This is a genomic window from uncultured Limimaricola sp. (assembly GCF_964022235.1).
Lineage (GTDB): Bacteria > Pseudomonadota > Alphaproteobacteria > Rhodobacterales > Rhodobacteraceae > Limimaricola.
In genome coordinates this window covers 86,824-110,778 of sequence record NZ_CAXHZL010000010.1, presented here as the reverse complement: position 1 = coordinate 110,778, position 23,955 = coordinate 86,824, and the positions used below count along the sequence as shown (strand labels likewise).

The 23,955-nt window shown below is 66.5% G+C and carries 23 protein-coding genes; 13 read left to right on the top strand and 10 right to left on the bottom strand.

Translation table 11 applies throughout. From position 1 onward, the window contains the following. Positions 1-59 precede the first annotated feature (59 nt). On the bottom strand, positions 60-1,703 hold the full coding sequence (locus tag AADJ02_RS13280; protein ID WP_341213491.1) for a peptide ABC transporter substrate-binding protein: 1,644 nt from the start codon (positions 1,701-1,703) through the stop codon (positions 60-62). A gap of 362 nt (positions 1,704-2,065) precedes the next feature. Between AADJ02_RS13280 and AADJ02_RS13275 the strand changes: the two genes are divergently transcribed. The 7 genes from AADJ02_RS13275 to AADJ02_RS13245 all read left to right on the top strand — a co-directional run bounded on the left by AADJ02_RS13275 (position 2,066) and on the right by AADJ02_RS13245 (position 9,661). Then, on the top strand, positions 2,066-2,650 hold the full coding sequence (locus AADJ02_RS13275) for a hemerythrin domain-containing protein (RefSeq protein ID WP_341213490.1): 585 nt from the start codon (positions 2,066-2,068) through the stop codon (positions 2,648-2,650). Then, positions 2,647-3,531, top strand: coding sequence for a LysR family transcriptional regulator (locus tag AADJ02_RS13270; protein WP_341213489.1), 885 nt, complete (start codon positions 2,647-2,649; stop codon positions 3,529-3,531). Before AADJ02_RS13275 ends, AADJ02_RS13270 begins: the two co-directional genes overlap by 4 nt. A gap of 93 nt (positions 3,532-3,624) precedes the next feature. After that, on the top strand, positions 3,625-4,104 hold the full coding sequence (locus tag AADJ02_RS13265) for a formate dehydrogenase subunit gamma (protein WP_341213488.1): 480 nt from the start codon (positions 3,625-3,627) through the stop codon (positions 4,102-4,104). Positions 4,105-4,109: 5 nt separating this feature from the next. Further along, positions 4,110-5,642, top strand: coding sequence for an NADH-ubiquinone oxidoreductase-F iron-sulfur binding region domain-containing protein (locus AADJ02_RS13260; RefSeq protein ID WP_341213544.1), 1,533 nt, complete (start codon positions 4,110-4,112; stop codon positions 5,640-5,642). Further along, positions 5,639-8,590: a formate dehydrogenase subunit alpha gene (fdhF, locus tag AADJ02_RS13255; protein ID WP_341213487.1), complete on the top strand. Its 2,952-nt coding sequence runs from the start codon at positions 5,639-5,641 to the stop codon at positions 8,588-8,590. The genes AADJ02_RS13260 and fdhF overlap by 4 nt, the downstream gene beginning before the upstream one ends. After that, positions 8,587-9,411, top strand: coding sequence for a formate dehydrogenase accessory sulfurtransferase FdhD (gene fdhD, locus AADJ02_RS13250; protein ID WP_341213486.1), 825 nt, complete (start codon positions 8,587-8,589; stop codon positions 9,409-9,411). The genes fdhF and fdhD overlap by 4 nt, the downstream gene beginning before the upstream one ends. Beyond that, positions 9,401-9,661 carry a formate dehydrogenase subunit delta gene (locus AADJ02_RS13245; RefSeq protein WP_341213485.1) on the top strand — a complete coding sequence of 87 codons (261 nt, stop codon included), beginning with the start codon at positions 9,401-9,403 and terminating at the stop codon, positions 9,659-9,661. Before fdhD ends, AADJ02_RS13245 begins: the two co-directional genes overlap by 11 nt. Positions 9,662-9,761: 100 nt before the next feature. Here AADJ02_RS13245 and AADJ02_RS13240 read toward each other — a convergent pair whose 3' ends face one another. Further along, positions 9,762-9,998: a hypothetical protein gene (locus tag AADJ02_RS13240; protein ID WP_341213484.1), complete on the bottom strand. Its 237-nt coding sequence runs from the start codon at positions 9,996-9,998 to the stop codon at positions 9,762-9,764. 153 nt (positions 9,999-10,151) lie between these two features. On the opposite strand from AADJ02_RS13240, the gene AADJ02_RS13235 reads away from it, so the two are divergent. Further along, positions 10,152-10,931 (top strand): M48 family metallopeptidase, encoded by a 780-nt coding sequence (locus AADJ02_RS13235; RefSeq protein WP_341213483.1) that lies wholly within the window; start codon positions 10,152-10,154, stop codon positions 10,929-10,931. A gap of 16 nt (positions 10,932-10,947) precedes the next feature. Here AADJ02_RS13235 and AADJ02_RS13230 read toward each other — a convergent pair whose 3' ends face one another. Continuing rightward, positions 10,948-11,604, bottom strand: a complete 657-nt coding sequence (locus tag AADJ02_RS13230; RefSeq protein WP_341213482.1) for a hemolysin III family protein — start codon at positions 11,602-11,604, stop codon at positions 10,948-10,950. Between the two features lie 158 nt (positions 11,605-11,762). Between AADJ02_RS13230 and AADJ02_RS13225 the strand changes: the two genes are divergently transcribed. Further along, positions 11,763-12,122 (top strand): diacylglycerol kinase, encoded by a 360-nt coding sequence (locus AADJ02_RS13225; RefSeq protein WP_341213481.1) that lies wholly within the window; start codon positions 11,763-11,765, stop codon positions 12,120-12,122. A gap of 78 nt (positions 12,123-12,200) precedes the next feature. On the opposite strand, the gene aspS is transcribed toward AADJ02_RS13225, so the two are convergent. The 3 genes from aspS to AADJ02_RS13210 all read right to left on the bottom strand — a co-directional run bounded on the left by aspS (position 12,201) and on the right by AADJ02_RS13210 (position 15,807). Continuing rightward, positions 12,201-13,976, bottom strand: a complete 1,776-nt coding sequence (gene aspS, locus AADJ02_RS13220; RefSeq protein ID WP_341213480.1) for an aspartate--tRNA ligase — start codon at positions 13,974-13,976, stop codon at positions 12,201-12,203. Between the two features lie 74 nt (positions 13,977-14,050). Further along, positions 14,051-14,656, bottom strand: a complete 606-nt coding sequence (locus AADJ02_RS13215) for an aminotransferase class IV family protein (protein WP_341213479.1) — start codon at positions 14,654-14,656, stop codon at positions 14,051-14,053. Positions 14,657-14,694: 38 nt separating this feature from the next. Further along, the gene (locus AADJ02_RS13210) at positions 14,695-15,807 is read right to left on the bottom strand and encodes an aminodeoxychorismate synthase component I (RefSeq protein ID WP_341213543.1); all 1,113 of its coding nucleotides are present in this window, start codon (positions 15,805-15,807) and stop codon (positions 14,695-14,697) included. Positions 15,808-15,987: 180 nt separating this feature from the next. On the opposite strand from AADJ02_RS13210, the gene carB reads away from it, so the two are divergent. The 3 genes from carB to AADJ02_RS13195 all read left to right on the top strand — a co-directional run bounded on the left by carB (position 15,988) and on the right by AADJ02_RS13195 (position 20,638). Further along, entirely contained in the window at positions 15,988-19,317 is a 3,330-nt protein-coding gene (carB, locus tag AADJ02_RS13205) for a carbamoyl-phosphate synthase large subunit (protein ID WP_341213478.1), read from the top strand. A gap of 63 nt (positions 19,318-19,380) precedes the next feature. Next, entirely contained in the window at positions 19,381-19,965 is a 585-nt protein-coding gene (locus tag AADJ02_RS13200) for an HPF/RaiA family ribosome-associated protein (RefSeq protein WP_341213477.1), read from the top strand. A gap of 88 nt (positions 19,966-20,053) precedes the next feature. Further along, a complete protein-coding gene (locus AADJ02_RS13195) occupies positions 20,054-20,638 on the top strand; it encodes a thymidine kinase (protein ID WP_341213476.1) in 585 nt (194 codons plus the stop codon). A 3-nt stretch (positions 20,639-20,641) separates the two neighbouring features. On the opposite strand, the gene AADJ02_RS13190 is transcribed toward AADJ02_RS13195, so the two are convergent. The 4 genes from AADJ02_RS13190 to irr all read right to left on the bottom strand — a co-directional run bounded on the left by AADJ02_RS13190 (position 20,642) and on the right by irr (position 23,306). Further along, positions 20,642-21,604: a D-glycerate dehydrogenase gene (locus tag AADJ02_RS13190; RefSeq protein ID WP_341213475.1), complete on the bottom strand. Its 963-nt coding sequence runs from the start codon at positions 21,602-21,604 to the stop codon at positions 20,642-20,644. Then, a complete protein-coding gene (locus AADJ02_RS13185; protein WP_341213474.1) occupies positions 21,601-21,954 on the bottom strand; it encodes a tRNA-binding protein in 354 nt (117 codons plus the stop codon). The genes AADJ02_RS13190 and AADJ02_RS13185 overlap by 4 nt, the downstream gene beginning before the upstream one ends. Beyond that, positions 21,947-22,762: a pyrroline-5-carboxylate reductase gene (gene proC / locus AADJ02_RS13180; protein ID WP_341213473.1), complete on the bottom strand. Its 816-nt coding sequence runs from the start codon at positions 22,760-22,762 to the stop codon at positions 21,947-21,949. Before proC ends, AADJ02_RS13185 begins: the two co-directional genes overlap by 8 nt. A 118-nt stretch (positions 22,763-22,880) precedes the next feature. Then, positions 22,881-23,306: a Fur family transcriptional regulator Irr gene (gene irr / locus AADJ02_RS13175; RefSeq protein ID WP_341213472.1), complete on the bottom strand. Its 426-nt coding sequence runs from the start codon at positions 23,304-23,306 to the stop codon at positions 22,881-22,883. 139 nt (positions 23,307-23,445) lie between these two features. Between irr and fabA the strand changes: the two genes are divergently transcribed. Continuing rightward, entirely contained in the window at positions 23,446-23,955 is a 510-nt protein-coding gene (gene fabA, locus AADJ02_RS13170) for a bifunctional 3-hydroxydecanoyl-ACP dehydratase/trans-2-decenoyl-ACP isomerase (RefSeq protein WP_341213471.1), read from the top strand.

The window sequence follows — 23,955 nt, the reverse complement described above, 5'->3', positions numbered from 1 at the left end:
AAATGGGCCGCGCCCCCCGGCGGTTGGGCCAGGGGGCGCGGCGTTCGTTCAGGTCGGGATCACTCGCCCGCGACGCGGTACAGATCCTTGGCGTACCAGTTGTCCTGCGCGTTCTCGAGCGGGTAGCCCTTGATGTGCTCGTCCATCATGAACACGGTGGCGTAGTGGTAGATCGGCAGGATCGGGAATTCCTGCGTGATGATCTCTTCGGCCTGGGTGTAGAGCGGCAGCGGATCTTCGGCGGTCTTCGCCTCAGTCAGCAGACCATCGTAATCGGCGTTGTTGAAGCCCGAGTCATTGTAGGACGAGTTGGTGTCCATGATGTCGAGGAAGGACGAGGCTTCGTTGTAGTCGGCGCACCAGCCGGCGCGCGCCACTTCGTAGTTCTTGTTGTGGCGCTCCTCGAGGAAGGTCTGCCACTCCATGTTGGCCATCTCGATGTCGACGCCGAGCGTCTGCTTCCACATCTGGCCGATCGCCGTGGCGACCTGCTTGTGGGCCTCGGAGGTGTTGTAGAGCAGGTCGAGCGAAAGCGCCTCGCCATCCTTGCCATAGCCGGCCTCGGCCATCAGCTCGGCGGCGCGCTCGTTGCGCTCCTGCTGGGTCATGTTCGCCGCCTCGACCTGCGGCACCTCGAAGCCCGCGGTGGCCCAGTGGGTCAGCGTGTAGGCCGGCTTCTGGCCCCCGGCGACGACGTTGTCGACGATCACGTTGCGGTCGATGGCGAGGTAGAGCGCCTCGCGGACCTTCGGATCGGCCAGCGCTTCGGGGCCCGAATCCGAGACGTTCAGGTTGTAGTAGTAGGTGCACAGGTTCGGCACCGAGATCGCCTGCGCGGGGTATTCCTCGGCGAGGCGCGGGAACTGGCCCGCGGGCACGTCGGTCTGGTCGAACTCGCCGGCAAGGTAGCGGGTCAGCGCCTGATTTTCATCGTTGATGATGAGGGCGGTGACTTCCTCGATGATGACGTTGTCCGCATCCCAGTACTCGGGGTTCTTCTTGAGCGTGATGTATTCCTGCGGCACGCGGCTATCGAGGACATAGGCGCCGTTCGACACCATGTTGCCGGGCTGGGTCCAGGCGTCGCCATGCTCTTCGATGGTGGCCTTGGGCACCGGGAAGGTGGTGGTGTGCGTCACCATCTGGTCGAAATAGGGCAGCGGCTGCGACAGCGTCACCTCGAGGGTGTGGTCATCCACGGCCTTCACGCCCAGTTCGGAGGGCTCCTTGTCGCCCGAGATCACCTCATCGACGTTGGCGATCTTCATCAGGCCCATGTACCACTGGTACTCGGAGGCGGTCGCGGGATTGGCGGCGCGCTGCCACGAATAGACGAAGTCGTTCGCCGTCACCGGCTCGCCGTTCGACCACTTGGCTTCGGGGCGCAGCGTGAAGGTGTAGGTGAGACCGTCCTCGGAGACCTCGTAGCCGGTGGCGACGGCGGGAACCACGTCACCTTTGCTGTCCTGCCCCATCAGGCCCTCGAAGAGGTTGCGGCCGATGGCCGAGCCTTCGACGTCCTCGATGAGGTTGGGGTCGATCGAGGGAAATTCGTCGAGCACGCGGTAGGTGAAGCTCTGTTCGGCGGCGAGCTTTTCCCCGGTCTCGGGGTGCTCCATCATCGCGTGGCTCTCGGCGTTCGCGGCGCCAGCGAGCGCCAGCAGCGCGGCGGTGCCGGCGAGAAGATGGGTCTTCAAGGTCATGTGGTCATCCCTGTTTGGAGGACGCGAGACAGCCCGCGTCGGATGCAGATCCGCCCTTTTCAGGCGTGGTTGTGTCACGATCCTTTTGCGAGTGGCCGTTATTTGCAAGACTTATCGCAGCATGACCACGCGACAGCGCACGGGGCATACTTCCCCTACGTCAGCCAAGTTAGGCAACCTTATGGCGAATTTTCCGATGTATTCGCACGATTGATGTTGCGCAGGCTCCATGCTGCGACAACTTCACGTTTCATTCCTCCGTAGGGTGTCTTGAAATTGTGATCATTCGCCCAAGCGGGAATCTGCCGCCTCTCGCCCTCGCCACCCTCTCGAACTAGCTTTCGGTCCAAGGAGACGCGCCGATGACCCCAGAGACCAACGATCCCGCGCTGACGCTCGGGGCCCGTGCGGGCCTTCCCGATGCGCTGCGCGTGCTGCTCGAGGATTATCCCCGTGCCGGTTGGGAGACCGATCCCGGCTTTGACGGGCTGGTGCGATTCTGGCTCTCCAAGCATCTGTCGTTCCGCGAAATGCTGGCGATGCTGACGCGCGAGACGCAGGCCGCCGCCGACGGAGCCGACCCGGCCCGCTTTGCCGCCGCGCTGTCGCAGGTCGGCGGGCGGCTGGTGGGCGAGTTGCACGGGCACCACGGCATCGAGGACGCGCATTATTTCCCCCGTCTTTCGGCTATGGAGCCGCGGCTGGAGGCGGGCTTTGCGCTGCTCGACGGCGATCACCACGCGCTCGATGGGCATCTTGCGGATTTCGTCGAGGCCGCGAACGGGCTGATCGGCATCGCGGATGCGCCCGCCCGGATGCGCGGCGAGGCGGCGCGCTTCGCCACCCGGCTAGACGGATTTCAAGGATTTCTCGATCGGCACCTCGTCGATGAGGAAGAGCTAGTGGTGCCGGTCCTACTGCATCACGGTACTGGGGCCTTAGGATGATCGAGCGGCTCGAGATGTTTCTGGCGCTCGCCAAGGCCGAGCATTTCGGCCGCGCCGCCGAGGCGATGGGGGTGACGCAGCCGACGCTTTCGGCAGCGATCCGGCAGCTCGAGGATCAATTGGGCGTGATGCTGGTGCGGCGCGGCTCGCGGTTTCAGGGGCTGACGCCGGAGGGCGAGCGCGTGCGCGACTGGGCGCGGCGGATCTCCGGCGACGTGCGCGGCATGAAGGAGGAGCTGCGCGCCGCGCGCGAAGGGCTGACCGGCGTGCTGCGGCTCGCGGTGATCCCGACCGCCTTGGGGGCCGTCACGCAGCTCACTTCGCGCTTTGCCGCAGCCCATCCCAAGATGCGGTTCTCGGTGCGCTCGACCACCACGACGCAGCTTCTCGCGGCGCTGGAGGATCATGAGGCCGACGCCGGGATCGGCTATCTCGACAACGAACCCATGGGCCGCGTTGTCACCGTGCCGCTCTATACCGAACGCTACGTGGCGGTTATGCGCGGCGATGCGGCGCTGGCCACACAAGCGCGGCTGCGCTGGGCCGATTTCAAAGATACGGATCTGTGCCTGCTCACCCCCGACATGCAGAACCGCCGGATCATCGCGGGGCATCTGGCGGGCGCGGGCGTTGAGGTTACGCCAAGGGTCGAAACCAACTCGACCATCGTGTTGATTTCCCATGTGCTGAATTCGGGCTGGGTCACGATCCTGCCAGAGCGTGCGGCGGCGATCTTTCTCGAAGGCCTGCCGCTGGTGGCCCAGCGGATCACCGACCCCGATGCCGCCCACGAGATCGGGCTGATCGCGCCATGGCGCGAGCCGCACACGCCGCTGCTATCGGCGCTACTGTCGGAGGCACGACGCTTCGACCGGGATTGATAGGTTTTCTCTATCGCAGCACGAAATTGCGATATTGATACGCAGTGTGAGTATGCGGTTGTATGCGCGGACGACTCGAGGAGGAGCCAGCCGATGCCGACACCGCCAGCCCCCGCCGATCTGGAAGGCCGCCTGCGCGCGATCCTTGCCGATCACGCGACCTTCGAAGGGCCCTTGCTGCCGATCCTGCACGCGGTGCAGGCCGAATGGGGCTATGTGCCGCCAGAGGCGCTGCCGATCATTGCCGAAGGCCTGAACATCAGCCGTGCCGAGGTGCACGGCGTGGTCAGCTTCTACCATGACTTCCGTGAAGAGCCGGCGGGTCGCCACATGCTCAAGATCTGCCGCGCCGAGGCCTGTCAGGCACGCGGCGGTCTGGGCATCGAGGCGGCGGCCAAGGCCCGGCTCGGTGTCGATTGGCACGGCACGAGCGCGCGAGGCGACGTGACGCTGGAGCCGGTCTATTGCCTCGGGCTTTGCGCCACCGGCCCCGCGATGATGCTCGATGGCCGCGTCGTGGCACGGGTCGACAAGGCGCGGCTCGACGCGCTGCTTTCGGAGGTGGACGCATGAGCGTGCTGAAGATCTACGTCCCACGCGATGCCGCCGCCCTCGCCGTCGACGCCGAGAAGGTGGCCGAAGCGGTCATCACCGAGGCGAAGATCCGCGAGATCGAGATCGAAGTCATCCGCAACGGGTCGCGCGGGATGCTCTGGCTGGAGCCGATGGTCGAAATCGAGAAGGATGGCGTCCGTCATGCCTTTGGACCGGTGACGCCGCATGACGTGCGCGCGCTGTTCGACGCCGACTGGGGCACACACGCGCTGGCCCTCGGCCCGACCGAAGAGATCGACTGGATGAAGCGGCAGACCCGCCTCACCTTTGCCCGCGTCGGCGTGATCGACCCGCTGTCGCTCGATGCCTACGAGGCGCATGGCGGCCTTAAGGGTCTGCGCCGGGCGCTGGAGATGACCGGCGCGGCGATGATCGACGAGATGAAGGAAAGCGGCCTGCGTGGTCGCGGCGGCGCAGGTTTCCCCACCGGCATCAAATGGGACACCGTGCGTCTCGCTCAAGCGAGCCAGAAATACATCGTCGCCAACGCCGACGAGGGCGATTCGGGCACCTTCGCCGACCGGATGCTGATGGAAGGCGATCCCTTCAGCCTCATCGAGGGCATGGCGATCGCGGGCATCTGCGTCGGCGCGACGCGCGGCTATATCTACCTGCGCTCGGAGTATCCCGAAGCGATCCACACCATGAACGAGGCGATCCGCATCGCCCGTGCGCGCGGTGTGCTCGGTGCTTCGGTGCTTGGCTCGGATTTCGCCTATGACATGGAGGTCCGCGTTGGCGCGGGCGCTTATGTCTGCGGCGAAGAAACCTCGCTCCTGAACAGCCTTGAAGGCAAGCGCGGCGTGGTACGGGCCAAGCCCCCCCTGCCCGCGCTCGAAGGTTTTCTCGGCAAGCCGACGGTGGTCAACAACATCATCTCGCTCGGCACCGTGCCGGTGATCTTCGAAAAAGGTGCGGCGCATTACCGCGACTTCGGTCTTGGCCGCTCGCGCGGCACGATCCCGATCCAGATCGCGGGCAACGTGAAGTTCGGCGGCTTGTTCGAAACGGCCTTCGGCACCTCTCTGGGCGCGCTGGTCGACGAGATCGGCGGCGGCACGGCAATGGGCCGCCCGGTCAAGGCGGTGCAGGTCGGTGGTCCTCTTGGGGCCTACTTCCCGCGCTCCAAGTTCGACACGCCCTTCGGCTACGAAGAGTTCGACGGTGAAGGCGGGCTCATCGGTCATGCGGGCGTGGTGGTGTTCGACGACAGTGCCGACATGCTCGGCATGGCGCGCTTTGCCATGGAGTTCTGCGCGGTCGAAAGCTGCGGCAAGTGCACGCCCTGCCGGATCGGCGCGGTGCGCGGCGTCGAGACGGTCGATCGGATCGCACGTGGCGACACGAGCGCGATCCCGCTGCTGACCGATCTTTGTGATACCATGAAGGACGGCTCGCTTTGCGCGCTGGGGGGCTTCACCCCCTACCCCGTGATGTCGGCGCTGACGCATTTCCCTGACGATTTCCATGCCAATGCCAAGGAGGCAGCGGAATGAAGGACTTTCTGATTCCCTTCGACGGTCCCGGTGGCACCGGTCTCAAGGACGACACCGACATGGGCACGCCCGCGTCGACCTCGACCAAGACGGTTACGCTGAGCATCGACGGCTTTGACGTCACCGTGCCCGAGGGCACCAGCGTCATGCGTGCCAGCGCCGAGCTGGGCATTCAGGTGCCCAAGCTCTGCGCCTCCGACAACATGGCCGCCTTCGGGTCGTGCCGTCTTTGCGTGGTCGAGATCGAGGGGCGGCGCGGCACGCCCGCCTCCTGCACCACGCCGGTGGCCGAGGGCATGGTGGTCCACACCCAGACCTCCAAGATCAAGAAGCTCCGCAAGGGCGTCATGGAGCTCTATATCTCCGACCACCCGCTCGACTGTCTGACCTGCGGTGCCAACGGCGATTGCGAGCTTCAGGACATGGCCGGGGCCGTGGGCCTGCGCGACGTGCGCTACACGCCCGGCGACAACCACTACGACCCCTCAGGCACCGGGGCGCGTTCCCAAGCCGAGGCGCGGCTGCGTCAGCCGGTCGGCATCTCGAACCCGCAGTTCATCCCCAAGGATGACAGCAACCCCTACTTCACCTACGACCCCTCCAAATGCATCGTCTGTTCGCGCTGCGTGCGGGCCTGCGAGGAGGTGCAGGGCACATTCGCGCTGACCATCGAGGGGCGCGGCTTCGACAGCCGGGTTTCGGCGGGCACCAAGCTCGACGACTTCATGACCTCGGACTGCGTGTCCTGCGGCGCCTGCGTGCAGGCCTGCCCGACCGCGACGCTGCAGGAAAAGTCGGTGATCGAGATCGGCACGCCGGATCGCTCGGTCGTCACCACCTGCGCCTATTGCGGCGTCGGCTGTTCGTTCAAGGCTGAGATGCGCGGCGACGAGCTGGTGCGCATGACCCCGTATAAGCACGGCAAGGCCAACCGCGGCCATAGCTGCGTCAAGGGCCGCTTCGCCTATGGCTATGCCGCGCATAGCGACCGCATCCTGAACCCGATGATCCGGGTCAGCATCGACCAGCCTTGGAAAGAGGTGTCCTGGGACGAAGCCATCGGCTTTGCCGCCAAGAAGATGCGCGGCATTCAGGAGCAGTACGGCAAGAAGTCGATCGGCGTGATCACCTCCTCGCGCTGCACCAACGAAGAGACCTATCTCGTCCAGAAGATGGCCCGTGCCGTCTTTGGCAACAACAACACCGATACCTGCGCCCGCGTTTGCCACTCACCCACGGGCTATGGCCTCGGCCAGACCTACGGCACATCCGCCGGGACGCAGGATTTCGATTCGGTCGAGGACACGGATGTGGTCGTCGTCATCGGGGCCAACCCGACCGACGGCCACCCGGTCTTCGCAAGCCGCCTCAAGAAGCGGCTGCGGGAGGGGGCGAAACTGATCGTCGTCGATCCTCGCCGAATCGACCTTGTCAAAAGCCCGCATGTCGAAGCCGCGCATCACCTCGCGCTGCGACCGGGCACCAACGTCGCGATCGTGACCGCCATCGCGCATGTGATCGTGACCGAAGGCCTCTACGACGAGGAGTTCATCCGCACCCGCTGCGACTGGGAAGAATTCCAGGACTACGTGGAGTTCGTGGCCGAGGACCGGCACGCGCCCGAAGCGGTCGAGATGCTCACCGGCGTCCCGGCGGAAGAGCTGCGCAAGGCTGCCCGTCTCTACGCCACAGGCGGCAACGGCGCGATCTACTACGGTCTCGGTGTGACCGAGCATTCCCAAGGCTCGACCACCGTCATCGGCATCGCCAACCTCGCCATGCTGACCGGCAACATCGGTCGTCGCGGCGTTGGCGTGAACCCGCTGCGCGGCCAGAACAACGTGCAGGGTTCCTGCGACATGGGCTCCTTCCCGCACGAGCTTCCGGGCTACCGCCACGTAGCGGGCTCGGAGGTGCGCGAGGTGTTCGAGAGCCTGTGGAACGTCAAGCTCGACTCTGAGCCGGGCCTGCGCATCCCCAACATGCTCGATGCCGCCGTCGACGGCACCTTCAAGGGCCTTTACTGCCAGGGCGAGGACATCCTTCAGTCCGACCCCGACACCAAGCACGTGGCAGCGGGCCTGGCGGCGATGGAGTGCGTGATCGTGCAGGACCTGTTCCTGAACGAGACCGCGAACTACGCGCATGTCTTCCTGCCCGGCTCGACCTTCCTTGAGAAGGACGGCACCTTCACCAACGCCGAGCGCCGCATCAACCGCGTGCGCAAGGTCATGGCCCCGAAGAACGGCTATGCCGATTGGGAGGTGACGCAATTGCTGGCGAATGCAATGGGCGGCGGCTGGACCTATACCCACCCCGCGCAGATTATGGCCGAGATCGCGGCGACGACGCCGAGCTTTGCCAATGTCAGCTACGAGCTGCTGGAAGAGAAGGGTTCGGTGCAGTGGCCCTGCAACGACGCCTCGCCCGAGGGCACGCCCCTCATGCACATCGACGGCTTCGTGCGCGGTCGCGGGCGCTTCATCCGCACCGAATACGTGGCGACGGATGAAAAGACCGGCCCGCGCTTCCCCTTGCTGCTCACCACGGGTCGCATCCTGTCGCAGTACAACGTCGGCGCGCAGACGCGCCGCACCGAGAACTCGCGCTGGCATGAAGAGGATGTGTTGGAGATCCACCCGCATGATGCCGAGGTGCGCGGCGTGAAGGACGGCGACTATGTCCGCCTCGCCTCGCGCTCGGGCGACACCTCTTTGCGCGCGGTGATCACCGACCGGGTCAGCCCCGGCGTGGTCTACACCACCTTCCACCACCCGACGACGCAGGCCAACGTCATCACCACCGACTTCTCGGACTGGGCGACCAACTGCCCGGAATACAAGGTGACGGCGGTGCAGGTCAGCCCGTCGAACGGCCCGTCCGAGTGGCAGGAGGATTACAACGCGCAGGCCGAGCAATCGCGCCGCATCCTGCCCGCGGCGGAATGAGCGAGGGTTTGCACCCTTACCAGCGGGTTTCGGCCCGCGACGCGGGGGCGGCTCAGGCCGCCCCCGCTTCCCTGTCCGCCGTGTCCCTGCCCGAGGAGACCCCCGTGGCGGTGGTCTACAACGGCTCGACCCAGGCGGTGATGATGGCGACGCCCGCCGATATCGAGGATTTCGCGCGCGGCTTCACGATCACCGAAGGCTTTGCCGAAGCCCAAGAGATCGGCGAGGTCGAGATCGTCGAGCAACCCAATGGCATCGAGGCCCGAATCTGGCTGCCGGATGAAAAGCAGGCCGCCCTCGACGCGCGCCGCCGTGCGCAGGTCGGCCCCGTCGGCTGCGGCTTGTGCGGCATCGACAGCCTCGCGCAGGCGGCCCGCACCGTGCGGGCGGTGCCCGCCTCCGACCTCGTGCTGGCCCCGTCGGAAATCGCAGTGGCACTCCACGCCCTGCGCACACTGCAACCGCTGCACGACGAGACCCGGGCCGTTCACGCGGCAGGCTTCTACATCCCCGGCCAAGGCATCGTGCTCGCCCGCGAGGACGTGGGCCGTCACAACGCGCTCGACAAGCTCGCCGGTGCCATGGCGGCCACAGGCGTCGACCCTGCCTCCGGCGCGGTCGTTCTGACCTCACGGCTGTCGTTGGAGATGGTGCAGAAGACCGCGATGATCGGCGCGCCGGTCATGCTTTCGGTCTCGCAGCCCACGGCCCACGCGGTGCGCCTCGCCGAGGAGGCAGGGATCGCGCTCGTCACCCACAACCGCCAAGGCACCCGCATCTTTACCCATCACGCCCGTATCGGAGCCGCCCATGTCCTCTAGAACCACCGACCAGAAGCTCGTCTACATGGCGAACCAGATCGCCACCTTCTTCGAAAGCCAAGCGGAGGGCACGCGGGCCCAGCACGTGGCCGAGCACCTGCGCTCGTTCTGGGAGCCGCGGATGCGTGATCGGCTGTTTGCGATGCTGGACACGAACGAAGCGGATGATCTGACCCCCCTTGCCCGTCGCGGCGCGGAAATCTGGCGCGAATTCGGCAAGGCAGTGCCCGCCCACTCCGAAGAGGAGTGATCCGTCGGCCCCGCCGGGCGCATCATTGGCAACTTCATTCTGCAAATACTCATGGCACCCGGTCCGCGTCGCGCGCTCCGTCGCGGATCAGGGTGCCGTTTCAGCCGCCGCTCTTCGCGCGGTAGATGCCTTCAGGCAAATTCAGCGCCGCCTGCAGCTCGCGCGCCTGGTGCAGTGACAGGGTGATCCGCACTACGGCATCGCTGCGGGGATCGTACTGCTCGACGGTCACGCAATCTTCGAAGGCGCAGACGGTGACGTCCTCCTGAAGATGGGCGGCACCCTCGTCGACAAGCGTGACGACCGTGGCGTCGAAATCGTGCTCGATGGTGAACATGGTCCCAGCCTAGGCGGCGCGTCGAGGCTCTGCAAGTCGTCGGCGGCGGCGCGATGCCGATCTTGTGAGAGGGGCGCGTCCGGGGCTGGCCCCGCGTCGGGGTGGCGGCTAGGATCGGGGCAATTCTTCCCGACGAACCGGATGTTGTCGCCGATGTTGTCCCGCCTTTCCTTTTTCGCCCTGGCCGCCGGTCTTGGGCTTTCGGCCTGTGCGCCGCCCATCACCGTGGCCACGGGGCCGCAGCGCACCACCACCGTGACGCGCCCGGGCACCCCAGCCCCCACCCCGACCAATGTCACCGTCTCCAAGGGAGCGGGCCCTGTGTCCAACCCCGATGCCGCCCGCTCGGCCGCGCGCAATTTCGTGCAGGTCGTGGAACGGCTGGAACCGGTGGCCGAACAGGTTTGCCGCGCCAACGCGCCGCAGCTCGATTGCGATTTCCGCATCGTCGTCGATGACCGTCCCGGCCAGCCTGCCAACGCCTTCCAGACCCGCGACGCCCAAGGCCGCCCGCTTTTGGCCTTTACCGTGGCGCTGCTGAGCGAAGTGCAGAACGCCGATGAGCTGGCCTTCGTGCTCAGCCACGAGGCGGCGCATCACATTGCGGGTCACCTGGATCGCCAGAGCCGCAACGCCGCGATAGGCGCCACGGTGTTCGGCCAGCTCGCCAGCGGGCTTGGTGGCGGCAACGAAAGCGTGGTGCGTACCGCGCAGCAACTTGGCGCGGGCTTTGGCGCGCGCAGCTATTCCAAGGATTTCGAGCTGGAGGCCGATGCGCTGGGTGCGACCATCGCCAAGCGCGCGGGCTACGACGCGGTCAAGGGCGCAGAGTTCTTCCTGCGCATCCCCGATCCGGGCGACCGGCTGCTCGGAACGCATCCGCCGAACGCGCAGCGCATGGAGATCGTGCGGCGCACCGTCGCCGGGCTTTGACCCACAATGGGGGTGCTCAGACGAGCACCCCCATCGCGATCGCGGCAAAAAAGCAGGCCGAGGCGGCGAGCACGAAACCGTGCCAGATCGCGTTGGAAAAACGCAGGCCTTCCCACACGAAGAAGATCACCCCTGCCGAATAGAGCAGTCCCCCGATCACCACCAGCGCGGTCGAGGCCACCGGCAGCGTCATCGCCAGCGACCAGACCAGCGCGGTGCTGAGCCAGCCCAGCAGCAGGTAAAGCGTGGGGCCGAGACGGCCCGGGCTCTTCCAGAAGAACAGCTTGGCCGTCGCGCCGCCCAGAGCCACTGCCCAGACCACCGCAAGGATGGCATAGGCGAAGGCCGACCCGATCAGCACCACCAGCGGCGTATAGGTGCCCGCGATCTTGAGATAGATCGCAGCGTGGTCGATCCGGCGCAGCATCGGCCGCAAGCGGGCCCAAGGCGTCATGTGATAGAACGCCGAGGCCGAGAAGGTCGCGATCAGCGCGGCCCCGTAGATCGCCACGGCGACGATCCGGTCGGCGCGCGCCTGCGCATCCCAGACCGAGAGCGAGATCAACAGGGCCGCCCCGATGAGTGCAAAGATCACGCCGAGGGCGTGGATCACGCCATCGGCGATGCGCTCGGAGCGGGCATAGGCGGGGTAATCTTCGTGTTGAGGTGTCATGCAGATAGATCTAGCGCAAGCCGCGCGCAGTGGGAGGGCGCATTGGTAGAGGACGTGGCGACAACGAGAAAACATTGCACTGCCTTGGCCGGCGGGGACTCCTTGGCTTCCTCTTTCGCACAGGTCATATCTGCTTTTGCGAGGCCCGGGGGCGAGATATGCGTGAACATTACGAGCGACTGCGCATGCGCGCGGTCTGGTCCTGGCAGGGACTCAAGCACATCTGGAACACCGAAGGCAGCCTGCATCAGTGGATGTGGGCCAACATCGCCTCCGCCGTGCTGGCCTTCGTGCTGCCGCTCTCGGCGGGCGAGCGCGGCATGCTCTTGATGGGCGGCGTCATGGTTCTGGCGTTCGAATGCCTCAACACCGCGATCGAGCGGGTCGTCGACGACGTTTCCGAAGAACGCCGCGCTCTGGCCAAGCAGGCCAAGGATTCCGGCTCTGCCGCGGTCGCCGTCGCGGGCGCCGCCGTGGGGCTGGCTTGGATCTGCGTGCTGGGCGGGCTGGTGTTCTGAGAGACGCGAGACATCGCTGCGCATGAAAAAGGCCGCACCCCACTCGGGATGCGGCCTTTTCCTTTGCCGGTGGGCCGATCAGCTCTCGGGCGGCAGCACGCGCAGGCGCAGCTCGCGCAGCTGGTCGTTTGTGGGCTCCGAGGGCGCGTTCATCATCAGGTCTTCGGCCCGCTGGTTCATCGGGAAGAGGATGACCTCTCGGATGTTGGCCTCGTCGGCCAAGAGCATCACCACCCGGTCGATGCCGGCGGCGCAGCCACCATGCGGCGGGGCGCCGTACTGGAACGCGTTGACCATGCCGCCAAAGCGCTTCTTGACCTCGTCCTCGCCGTAACCGGCCAGCTCGAAGGCCTTGAACATGATCTCCGGCTTGTGGTTCCGGATCGCCCCCGAGATCAGCTCGTAGCCGTTGCAGGCGAGGTCGTACTGGTAGCCCAGCACCGATAGCGGATCGCCCTGAAGCGCCTCCATCCCGCCCTGCGGCATCGAGAACGGGTTGTGCGAGAAGTCGATCCGGCCCTCGTCGTCCTTCTCGTACATCGGGAAGTCGACGATCCAGGCAAAGGCGAAGCGGTCGGTCTCGGTGATCTTCAACTCTTCGCCGATCGCGACGCGGGCGCGGCCGGCCACTCGCTCGAACGCCTCGGGCTTGCCGCCGAGGAAGAAGGCGGCGTCACCGACGCCGAGGCCAAGCTGCTGGCGGATCGCCTCGGTGCGCTCGGGGCCGATGTTCTTGGCGAGCGGACCGGCGGCTTCCATGCCGCCCTCGGCTTCGCGCCAGAAGATGTAGCCCATGCCCGGCAGGCCTTCCTTCTGGGCGAAGGCGTTCATCCGGTCGCAGAACTTGCGCGAGCCGCCGGTCGGGGCGGGAATCGCACGGATCTGCGTGCCCTCCTGCTCCAAGAGCTTGGCAAAGATCGCGAAGCCCGAGCCTTTGAAATGCTCGGAGACGTCCTGCATCTTGATCGGGTTGCGTAGGTCGGGCTTGTCGGTGCCGTACCAGAGAGCGGCGTCCTTGTAGGAGATCAGCGGCCATTCGTCATCGACCTTCCGACCGCCACCGAACTCCTCGAAGATGCCCTGCATCACCGGCTGGATCGTGTCGAACACGTCCTGCTGCTCCACAAAGCTCATCTCGAGGTCGAGCTGGTAGAAATCGGTGGGCGAGCGATCGGCGCGCGGGTCCTCGTCGCGGAAACACGGCGCGATCTGGAAGTACTTGTCGAAGCCCGACACCATCAGGAGTTGCTTGAACTGCTGCGGTGCCTGCGGCAGCGCGTAGAACTTGCCCGGGTGCAGACGCGACGGCACGAGGAAGTCGCGCGCGCCCTCGGGGGAGGAGGCGGTGATGATCGGCGTCTGGTACTCGCGGAAGTTCTGGTCCCACATCCGCTGGCGGATCGAGCGCACCACGTCCGAGCGCAGCGTCATGTTCGCCTGCATCGCCTCGCGGCGCAGGTCGAGATAGCGGTACTTGAGCCGCGTCTCCTCGGGGTATTCCTGATCGCCGAAGACCTGCAGCGGCAGTTCCTTGGAGGCGCCGAGCACCTCGACCCCGCGCACGAAGACCTCGATCTCGCCGGTCGGCAGCTTGGGGTTCACCAGCTCGGGCGCGCGGGCCTTCACCTCGCCGTCGATGCGGATGCACCATTCGGAGCGCAGCTTCTCGACATCGGCGAAGGCCGCGCTGTCGGGGTCGCACAGCACCTGCGTGACGCCGTAATGGTCGCGCAGGTCGATGAACAGGATGCCGCCGTGGTCGCGGATCCGATGCACCCAGCCCGACAGCCGGACGGTATCGCCCACATTGTCACGGGTCAGGGCGGCGCAGGTGTGGGTGCGGTAGGCGTGCATGAAAGGATATCCCTTGTGGCGGGTGTCGCGCCGATACACCGGGTTGGGGCCTTGATGTCAAGCAAGCCGGGAGGTCACGCCGCGACGAGATGCGCCGCGATCAGCCCCCGAAGCGAATTGCCCATGAAGAACGGCTCGGCTTCGAGGTCGCCCTGCGTCAGCACCGCCTCGCGCCAGCCCTGCCCCAGAAGCGTGGCCCTGAGCACGCCGGGCAGCAATCCGCAGGACAGCGCGGGTGTGCGGTGGTCTACGAAGAGATTGGTGATCGTACCCTCGCAAAGCTCCCCGCGACCGTTGAGAAACAGCCATTCGTCCACGCCTTCGGGCAGTTCGGCTCGCGCCCGGTCATAGAGCGCCCGACGGGTGGTCTTGTATCGCAGCCATGGATCCTCGGCGTCGAGCCGCTCGGGGTGGATCGCCACGCGCCACAAGGCGGGGTTCGGGGCCAGCGGACCGGTCGTGAGATCGAGCGCGCCCGCCCGGTCGAGCGTCAGGCGGCAACGCAAAGGCGCCTCGGGGCTGAGGTCGAGCAGCGTCTCGGCCCGTCTGCGGTCGAACGGGAAGCCCAGCGCCAGCGCCGTGCGGCCCATCCGATCGAGATGCGCTGCCAGCCGACGCGGCCCCTCGCCGGGATGCGCGCCCAAGGTCTCGATGATCCGAAGCGGGGTCTCTTGGGGCATATGCGGGCTTTGAGTGTTTCTGGAGTAAACTTGCCGGATCACGGCAGAATGCGCGCGAAGCGGGTCTTCCACAACGCCTCGTCCCATTCCGAACCCGCCTCGCTGTCCCAGACGATGCCGCCGCCGACGTTGAGCGTGGCGCGCCCACCCTCGACCATCAGAGTACGGATCGCCACGTTGAACGAGGACCGCCCGTCTGGCCCGGCCCAGCCGATCGCGCCGCAGTAAGCCTCGCGCGGCCACGGCTCCAGCTCGCGGATGATCTCCATTGCCCGCAACTTCGGCGCGCCGGTGATCGAGCCGCAGGGAAACAGCGCGGCCAGGATCGCCGCGAACCCGGCGCCGGGGGCCAGCCGGGCGGTCACGTGGCTCACCATCTGGTGCACCGAGGCATAGGTCTCGATGTCGAACAGCTTTGGCACCGCGACGCTGCCGGGCACGGCCACCCGGCTCAGATCGTTGCGCAGCAGATCCACGATCATCAGGTTCTCGGCGCGATTCTTCTCGTCGGCGGCGAGAAACGCGCGGCGCGCCTCATCCTCGGCCTGCGTCGCCCCCCGCGGCTGTGTGCCCTTCATGGGCCGCGTCTCGATGCCCCCTGCCCCGTCGGTGGCAAAGAACAACTCCGGCGAGCGCGAGATCAGCGTGGGCAGCCCCTCCTGCTCGACCATCGCGCCATGCGCCACCGGCTGGCCCCGCGACAGCGCGGCATAGAGCGCCTCCGCGCGGCCCGTGCACACCGCATCGAGCGGGAAAGTCAGGTTCGCCTGATAGATGTCGCCCGCCGCGATGTAGTCGCGCACCTTGTCCAGCGCGGCACGGTGATCCTGTGCCGTCCAGCGCGGCTCGAACGCACCCAAGCGCGCCGGTCCCACCTCTGGCGCCCAGTCCTCCGGCGCCTGCTCGAACACGCCAAACCGCAAGAGCGGCAAGCGGCGCTCCTGCGGCATCAGGCGTCGCAGCCGCCGCTCCAGCGCGTAGCCCAGCTCGTAGCTCGCATAGCCTGCGATCCATGCGCCCTCCGCCCGCGCGGCCTCGATGGCGGCAAGTGCCAATGGCACGCCTTCGGGCCGCCACGCCTCGATCAGACGTCGAGGCCGCGAAAATACCGCGCCCCGTCCCTCGGGGCCCCTGTCGAAGCCGATCCGCATGTTCGCCCACACTCTTTTGCCCCCTCCCGATACATCGGGCGCCCTCCGCGCGACAGGGGGGCCGGAGTTTGCTTTCCCCTGCGGGACCGCAGGGCCTTGCGCTAAGACGGTCCATGTCTATAACCGCGACGATTTGCGCGGCCCCCTCCCTTGAGGCTGCGCGAGAAACACGAGGGTCCCATGCCGAAAAGAACCGATATCCGCTCGATCATGATCATCGGCGCGGGGCCGATTGTCATCGGCCAAGCCTGCGAGTTCGATTACTCGGGCGCGCAAGCCTGCAAGGCGCTGCGCGAAGAAGGCTACAGGGTCATCCTCGTCAACTCCAACCCAGCGACGATCATGACCGATCCGGGGCTGGCCGACGCCACCTACATCGAGCCGATCACCCCCGAGGTCGTCGCCAAGATCATCGAGAAGGAGCGCCCCGACGCGCTCCTGCCGACCATGGGCGGACAGACCGGCCTCAACACCTCTTTGGCGCTCGCCGATATGGGTGTGTTGGAGAAGTTCGGCGTCGAGATGATCGGCGCCAAGCGCGAGGCCATCGAGATGGCCGAGGACCGCAAGCTGTTCCGCGAAGCGATGGACCGGATCGGCCTCGAAAACCCCAAGGCCACGATCATCACCGCGCCCAAGATGGCGAACGGCAAGCGTGACCTGAACGCCGGCGTCTCTCTCGCCATCGAGGCGCTCGAAGAAATCGGTCTTCCCGCGATCATCCGCCCCGCCTTCACGCTGGGTGGAACGGGGGGCGGCATCGCCTACAACCGTGCCGAATACGAGCATTACTGCCGCACCGGCATGGACGCCTCGCCGGTGGGTCAGATCCTCGTCGACGAGTCGCTGCTCGGCTGGAAGGAATACGAGATGGAAGTCGTGCGCGACCGCGCCGACAACGCCATCATCGTCTGCGCCATCGAGAACGTCGACCCGATGGGCGTGCACACCGGAGATTCGATCACCGTCGCCCCGGCGCTGACCCTCACCGACCGCGAATACCAGCACATGCGCAACGGCTCGATCGCCGTTCTGCGCGAGATCGGCGTCGAAACCGGCGGCTCGAATGTGCAGTGGGCGATCAACCCCGATGACGGCCGCATGGTAGTGATCGAGATGAACCCGCGCGTCTCGCGCTCCTCGGCGCTGGCCTCCAAGGCCACCGGCTTCCCGATCGCCAAGATCGCGGCCAAGCTGGCCGTGGGCTATACGCTCGACGAGCTCGACAACGACATCACCAAGGTGACCCCGGCGAGCTTCGAGCCGACCATCGACTATGTCGTCACCAAGATCCCGCGCTTTGCCTTCGAGAAGTTCCCGGGCTCCGAGCCGCATCTGACCACCGCGATGAAATCGGTGGGCGAGGCCATGGCGATCGGCCGGACCTTCCACGAATCGATGCAAAAGGCGCTGGCTTCGATGGAGACCGGGCTGACCGGCTTTGACGAAATCGAGATCGCGGGCGCGCCCGACCGCGCGGCGATCACCAAGGCGCTGTCGAAGACCACGCCCGACCGGATCCGCGTCATCGCCCAGGCGATGCGCCATGAGCTGTCGGATGACGAGATCCAGGCCGTCACCAAGTTCGACCCGTGGTTCCTCGCCCGCATCCGCGAGATCGTCGACACCGAGAACGAGCTGCGCAAGACCGGCCTGCCCACCACGGAAGAGGGCCTGCGCCACCTCAAGATGATGGGCTTCACCGATGCCCGCCTCGCCACCCTCACGGGCCGCGATGAGGACAACGTGCGCCGTGCGCGCCGCAATCTCGGCGTGACGGCGGTGTTCAAGCGGATCGACACCTGCGCCGCCGAGTTCGAGGCGCAGACCCCCTACATGTATTCGACCTACGAGCACCCCGTCATGGGCGAGGTCGAGGACGAGGCGCGGCCCTCGGACCGCAAGAAGGTGGTGATCCTGGGCGGCGGTCCTAACCGGATCGGTCAGGGCATCGAGTTCGACTACTGCTGCTGTCACGCCTGCTTCGCGCTAACCGATGCGGGCTACGAGACGATCATGGTCAACTGCAACCCCGAGACCGTCTCGACCGACTACGACACCTCGGACAGGCTTTATTTCGAGCCGCTGACCTTCGAGCACGTCATGGAGATCCTGCGGGTCGAGCAGGAAAACGGCACGCTGCACGGTGTGATCGTGCAGTTCGGCGGCCAGACCCCGCTCAAGCTCGCCCGCGCGCTCGAGGCCGAAGGCGTCCCGATCTTGGGCACCACGCCCGACGCCATCGACCTCGCCGAGGACCGCGAGCGGTTCCAGGACCTGGTGAACCGTCTGGGCCTGAAGCAGCCGGTGAACGGCATAGCCTCGACCGACCAGCAGGCCATCGACATCGCCGACAGCATCGGCTTCCCGTTGGTGATCCGCCCCTCCTACGTGCTGGGTGGCCGGGCCATGGAGATCGTCCGCGACATGGACCATCTCAAGCGCTACATCCGCAACGCCGTCGTCGTGTCCGGCGACAGCCCGGTGCTGCTCGACAGCTACCTCTCCGGCGCGACCGAAGTGGACGTCGACGCGCTGTGCGACGGCGAACAGGTGCACGTCGCGGGCATCATGCAGCACATCGAAGAGGCCGGCGTGCACTCGGGTGACAGTGCGTGCTGCCTGCCGCCGCACTCGCTCACCCAAGAGATCCAAGCCGAAATCCGGCGTCAGACCGAGGCCTTGGCCAAGGCGCTGGGCGTGGTCGGGCTGATGAACGTGCAGTTCGCCGTCAAGGACGACGAGGTCTACCTGATCGAGGTGAACCCGCGCGCCTCGCGCACCGTGCCCTTCGTCGCCAAGGCGACCGACAGCGCCATCGCCTCGATCGCCGCACGCCTCATGGCGGGCGAAAAGCTCTCGGCCTTCCCGTTCCGCCCGGCCTACGAGAATGTCGATTACGACAGCGACCTGCCCTATGCCGACCCGATGACGCTGGCCGATCCCAACATGCCGTGGTTCTCGGTCAAGGAGGCGGTGCTGCCCTTCGCTCGCTTCCCCGGCGTCGACACCATCCTCGGGCCGGAGATGCGCTCGACCGGCGAGGTCATGGGCTGGGACCGCAGCTTCGCTCTGGCCTTCCTCAAGGCGCAGATGGGCGCGGGTGTTGATCTGCCGCGCGAGGGCCGCGTGTTCCTGTCGATCCGCGACGGCGACAAGACGCCCGACATGGCGGAAGCGGCGCGCATCGTCACGGGTCTCGGCCTCACCATCCTCGCCACGCGCGGCACGCTGTCGTGGCTCAAGGAGAACGGCATCGAGGCCGAGCTGGTCAACAAGCTCTACGAGGGTGGCCTCACCATCGTGGACCGGCTGAAGGACGGGCATGTGGCCTTGGTTATGAACACCACCGAGGGCGCGCAGGCGATCGAGGACAGCCGCGACATCCGCTCGGCGGCGCTGCATTCCAAGATCCCCTACTTCACCACCGCCGCCGCAGCGCAGGCCGCAGCGCAAGCGATGAAGGCCCGCGTCGAGGGCGATGTGGGCGTGCGCTCGCTGCAGGCGTAACGTCAGCCGGAACGGCCTGAGCAACCATGCGTTTCTCCCTCACCAACCAGAAGGGAGAGACGCATGGATACCCCCCTCGAGATCGCCTTCCACAACATGGACAGCTCTAACGGGCTTGAGGCCAAGATCCGCGAACGCGCCGACAAGCTCGAGCGTTTTCACAGCCATATCACCAGCTGCCACGTCGTGGTCGAGGTGCCCAACCGCAGTCAGGCGGGGGCCAAGGGATATCACGTGCGCATCGAATGCCGCGTGCCGGGTAAGGAACTGGTGGTCAGCCAGGACCCCGGAAAGGGCGACAAGCATGACCCCTACCTCGCGGTCCGCGACGCCTTCTACGCGATGGAGCGACAGCTCGAACACGCCGCACAAAAGGTGCAGGGCGATGTGAAGATGCACGAGGGGCCGCCGCAGGGCCGGGTGCGCCAGCTCTTCACCGAATACGGTTTCATCGAGACCCTCGACGGGCGCGACATCTGGTTCCACAAGGCCAGCGTCGCCGAGGACGGGTTCGCGAAGCTCGAAGAAAACACCCCGGTCGAGTTGTCGATCGTCGATGACGGGCCGAACGGCATGGGGCCGCAGGCGACGAGCGTCCGTCCGATCGGCCGGATGCAGCTGCAGGGCGACGTGCCCTCGCACGCCTGACCCCGAAGCTCACCGGGGCCGAGCGAAATTTGCCCCGAAGGACGGGCGGCGCGTTGTCAGGATGCGCCGCCCTTTGTATGTCCGGCGCATGGCCAAGCTCTATTTCAACTACTCCACCATGAATGCCGGCAAGTCGACGGTGCTGCTGCAAGCGGCGCACAACTACGACGAGCGCGGCATGCAGACCTATCTGCTTACTGCCAAGTTCGACAACCGCGCCGGCGAGGGCTTCATCAAGAGCCGCATCGGGATCGGCTCCAGGGCCGACACCTTCGACGCGGGCGACGACTTGTTCGAAAAGATCAAGACGCGGCTGGAGACGCCTTGCGCCTGCGTCTTCATCGACGAGGCGCAGTTTCTCTCGCCTGATCAGGTCTGGCAACTGGCCCGCGCCGTTGACGATCTGAACGTGCCGGTGATGTGCTACGGGCTGCGCGTCGATTTCCTAGGAGAGCTGTTTCCCGGCTCGGCCGCCCTTCTGGCGCTGGCCGACGAGATGCGCGAGGTGCGCACGATCTGCCATTGCGGGCGCAAGGCGACGATGGTGGTGCGCAAGGACGCCGAAGGTCGCGTGGCCACGGGCGGCGATCAGGTCGAGATCGGCGGCAACGACCGGTACGTCTCGCTGTGTCGGCGGCATTTCCGCGAGGCGATCGGCGACCGCCCCGCGTGAGCGTCAGTTGACGAGGTTGGGCAGCGCCTGCCCCTTGGCCCAGGCACGGGCGTTGTCGAGCGCCATCCGCCCCATCGCCTCGCGCACCTCCAGCGCCGCGGTGCCCAGATGCGGCAGCAGCACGGCGTTGTCGAGATCACGCAGCGCCTGCGGCACCTCGGGTTCGTTCTCGTAGACATCGAGGCCGGCACCGCCGATCCGGCGCTCCTGCAACGCCGCAATGAGCGCCTGCTCGTCGACGACGTCGCCCCGCGCGATGTTCACGAGGATGGCGCCGGGCTTCATCGCGGCGATCATCTTGGCCGAGATCATGTGCCGGGTTTCGGGCGTCGCGGGCACGGTGACGACGATGAAGTCCGAGGACGACATCAGCTCCTCCAGATCGCCGACCTGCAGCGCCGGAAGCGGCACCGCCTTGGACGAGCGGTTGTGGAACAGCACCTGCATGTTGAAGCCCAGCGCGCAGCGCGTCGCCACGGCCTGACCGATCCGGCCCATGCCGACGATGCCCACGGTCTTGCCGGTCACATGGGCACCCAGCATCTGCGTCGGCGCCCAGCCGGTCCATTTGCCCGCGCGCACCAGCCGCTCGCCCTCGCCCGCGCGTCGCGCGGCGGCCAGAAGCAGCGTCAGGCCGATGTCGGCGGTCGCGTCCGTCACCGTGTCGGGGGTGTTGGACACCGCGACACCCGCCGCACGGGCGGCGGAGGCGTCGATGTGGTTGTAGCCCACCCCGAAATTGGCGAGCACGCCGCAGCGGATTTCTCCCGCCTGCGCGAAGGCGTTCGCCGTGAACCGGTCGCCCAGCGTACACAGGATCGCGTCGTACTCACCCAGCGCCCGCGCCGCCTCGGCCTCGGTCAGGCCGCGATCCGCGTCGCGGAAGGTGGCATCAAAGGCTTCGGCACAGGCGTCGAGCACGGATTGCGGCAAGGGCCGCGTCACGAGAAGGGTCTTCTTGGTCATGACAGCCGCCCTCCCAGCGGCACAGGCTGATCGGGGCCGATCAGCACGATCGCGCCCTCCGCGTCGGGCAGGCCCAGCACCAGCACTTCGGAGACGAACTTGCCGATCTGGCGCGGTGCGAAGTTCACCACGGCCAGCACCTGCCGGCCTTCGAGGGTAGCGGGGTCGTAATGCGTGGCGATCTGCGCCGAAGAGCGTTTCTCACCGATCTCACCGCCGAAATCGATCCAGAGCTTGATCGCGGGCTTTCGCGCCTCGGGGTAAGGCTCCGCGCGGGTCACGCGACCCACGCGGATGTCGATCTTGGCGAAATCGTCAAAGACGATCTCGGGGGATCTCGCCTCACCCATTCGCAAGCTCGCGCGAGCGGTCGGCGGCGGCCTTGAGCGCACGGCTGAGAAGCACCGGGAAGCCGTCGGTCTCGTTCATCAGCACGTCGAGCGCGGCCTGCGTGGTGCCGTTGGGCGAGGTGACGTTCTCGCGCAGCTTGCCGGGATGCTCGTCGGAGCCATCCGCCAGAGCGCCCGCGCCCGCCACCGTGGCCGAGGCCAGCTGCAGCGCCAGCTCGGGGCTGAGACCCTGCTCCTCGCCCGCCTTGGCCATCGTCTCGATCAGGTGGAACACATAAGCCGGGCCGGAGCCCGAGACCGCCGTCACGCCGTCCATCTGGTCCTCGCTGTCGAGCCGGACCACCTGCCCTACCGCCTTCAGGAGTTCCTCGGCCAGATCGACCTGCTTGGCCGTGGCGTGGGCGTTGCCGATGATCGCGGTGATGCCGCGTCCGATGGCCGAGGGCGTGTTGGGCATGGCGCGCACGATCGGGGTCTTGTCACCCAGCGCCTGCTCGAACTTGGCGATCGGGGTGCCCGCGGCGACCGAGACGAACAGCGTCGTGCCGTTGCCCTTGGCCTGCATCGAGGGCAGCGCGTCGCCCATCATCTGCGGCTTGACCGCGACCAGAACGATCGCCGGATCCTCGGGCAGCTCCTCGTTCAGGCGCACGCCCTGCTTTTGCAGCCACTCCGAGGGGTGCGGATCGAGCACCGTCACCGAAGTGGTCGGCAGACCGCCATCGAGCCAGCCCGCCAGCATGGCCGAACCCATCTTGCCGCAGCCAAGGAGCACGAGGCCCCGGCGCGCAACTTCATCCATCTGCATGGCGCAACCTCCTTTGAGTTTGCGCGGGAGGCTAGGCGCGTGGGGGCCGGGCTGCAAGCAGATGACCCACCCGCGCAGCCCGAGAGCGCTCATGCGGCCTGTGGATTGGCAAGACGGTTCAGCGGCGGCGCAGCCGGATCACCACGTCGACCTTGGCGATCTCCGCGCCCTCGGGGGCGACGGGCAGCCGAGAGATCTCGAGCTGATCGGCGGGGGCGTCCGAGAGGCGCGCCTCGTCTTCCCAGTAGAAATGCGGGTGATCGGTCATGTCGGTGTCGAAATAGCTCTTGGAGCCATCCACCGTGATCTCGCGCATCAACCCGGCGGCGCAGAACGCCGACAGCGTGTTATAGACCGTCGCAAGCGACACCTTGTGCCCCGTGCGCGCCGCCGCCTCGAACAGGCTCTCGGCGGTGACGTGGCGGTTCTGCCCGTCGCCCACCAAAAGCGTGGCGAGCGCGAGCCGCTGGCGCGTCGGGCGCAGCCCGGCGGTGGCCAGCCAGTCGGCGCCGCGGCGGGCGCGAGGTTGGGGCGTGTGCGTCATGACCCGCCAGATATGCCCTTTATCGGCCACGATTTCAATGTTGCACGATATCCCGCCGGGCCGCGGCGCTCTTGCCCTATCGCGCGGCACGGTGCTAGAGCCTTGGGTCAGACAAACCACAAGAAACCGACGGGGCCACATGTCAGAATATCCGACCCAGTTCGACAAGGACGCGCTTCTGAAATGCTCGCGCGGTGAACTGTTCGGGCCGGGCAATGCCCAGCTTCCGGCGCCGCCGATGCTGATGATGGACCGCATCACCGACATTTCGGGCGACCGGGGCGAACATGGCAAGGGTCACGTCGTGGCCGAGTTCGACATCACGCCCGACCTGTGGTTCTTCGAGTGCCACTTTCCGGGCAATCCCATCATGCCCGGCTGCCTCGGGCTCGACGGGCTGTGGCAGCTCACCGGGTTCAACCTGGGCTGGCGCGGCTGGCAGGGGCGCGGCTATGCGCTCGGCGTCGGCGAGGTAAAGCTCACCGGCATGGTGCGCCCGGACCGCAAGAAGCTCACCTATTACGTGGATTTCACCAAGGCGGTGCAGACCCGCCGCCTGACCATGGGCGTCGCCGACGGCCGGGTCGAGGCCGACGGTGAAACCATCTATCTCGTCAAGGACATGAAGGTCGCTCTCTCCGAGAGCTGA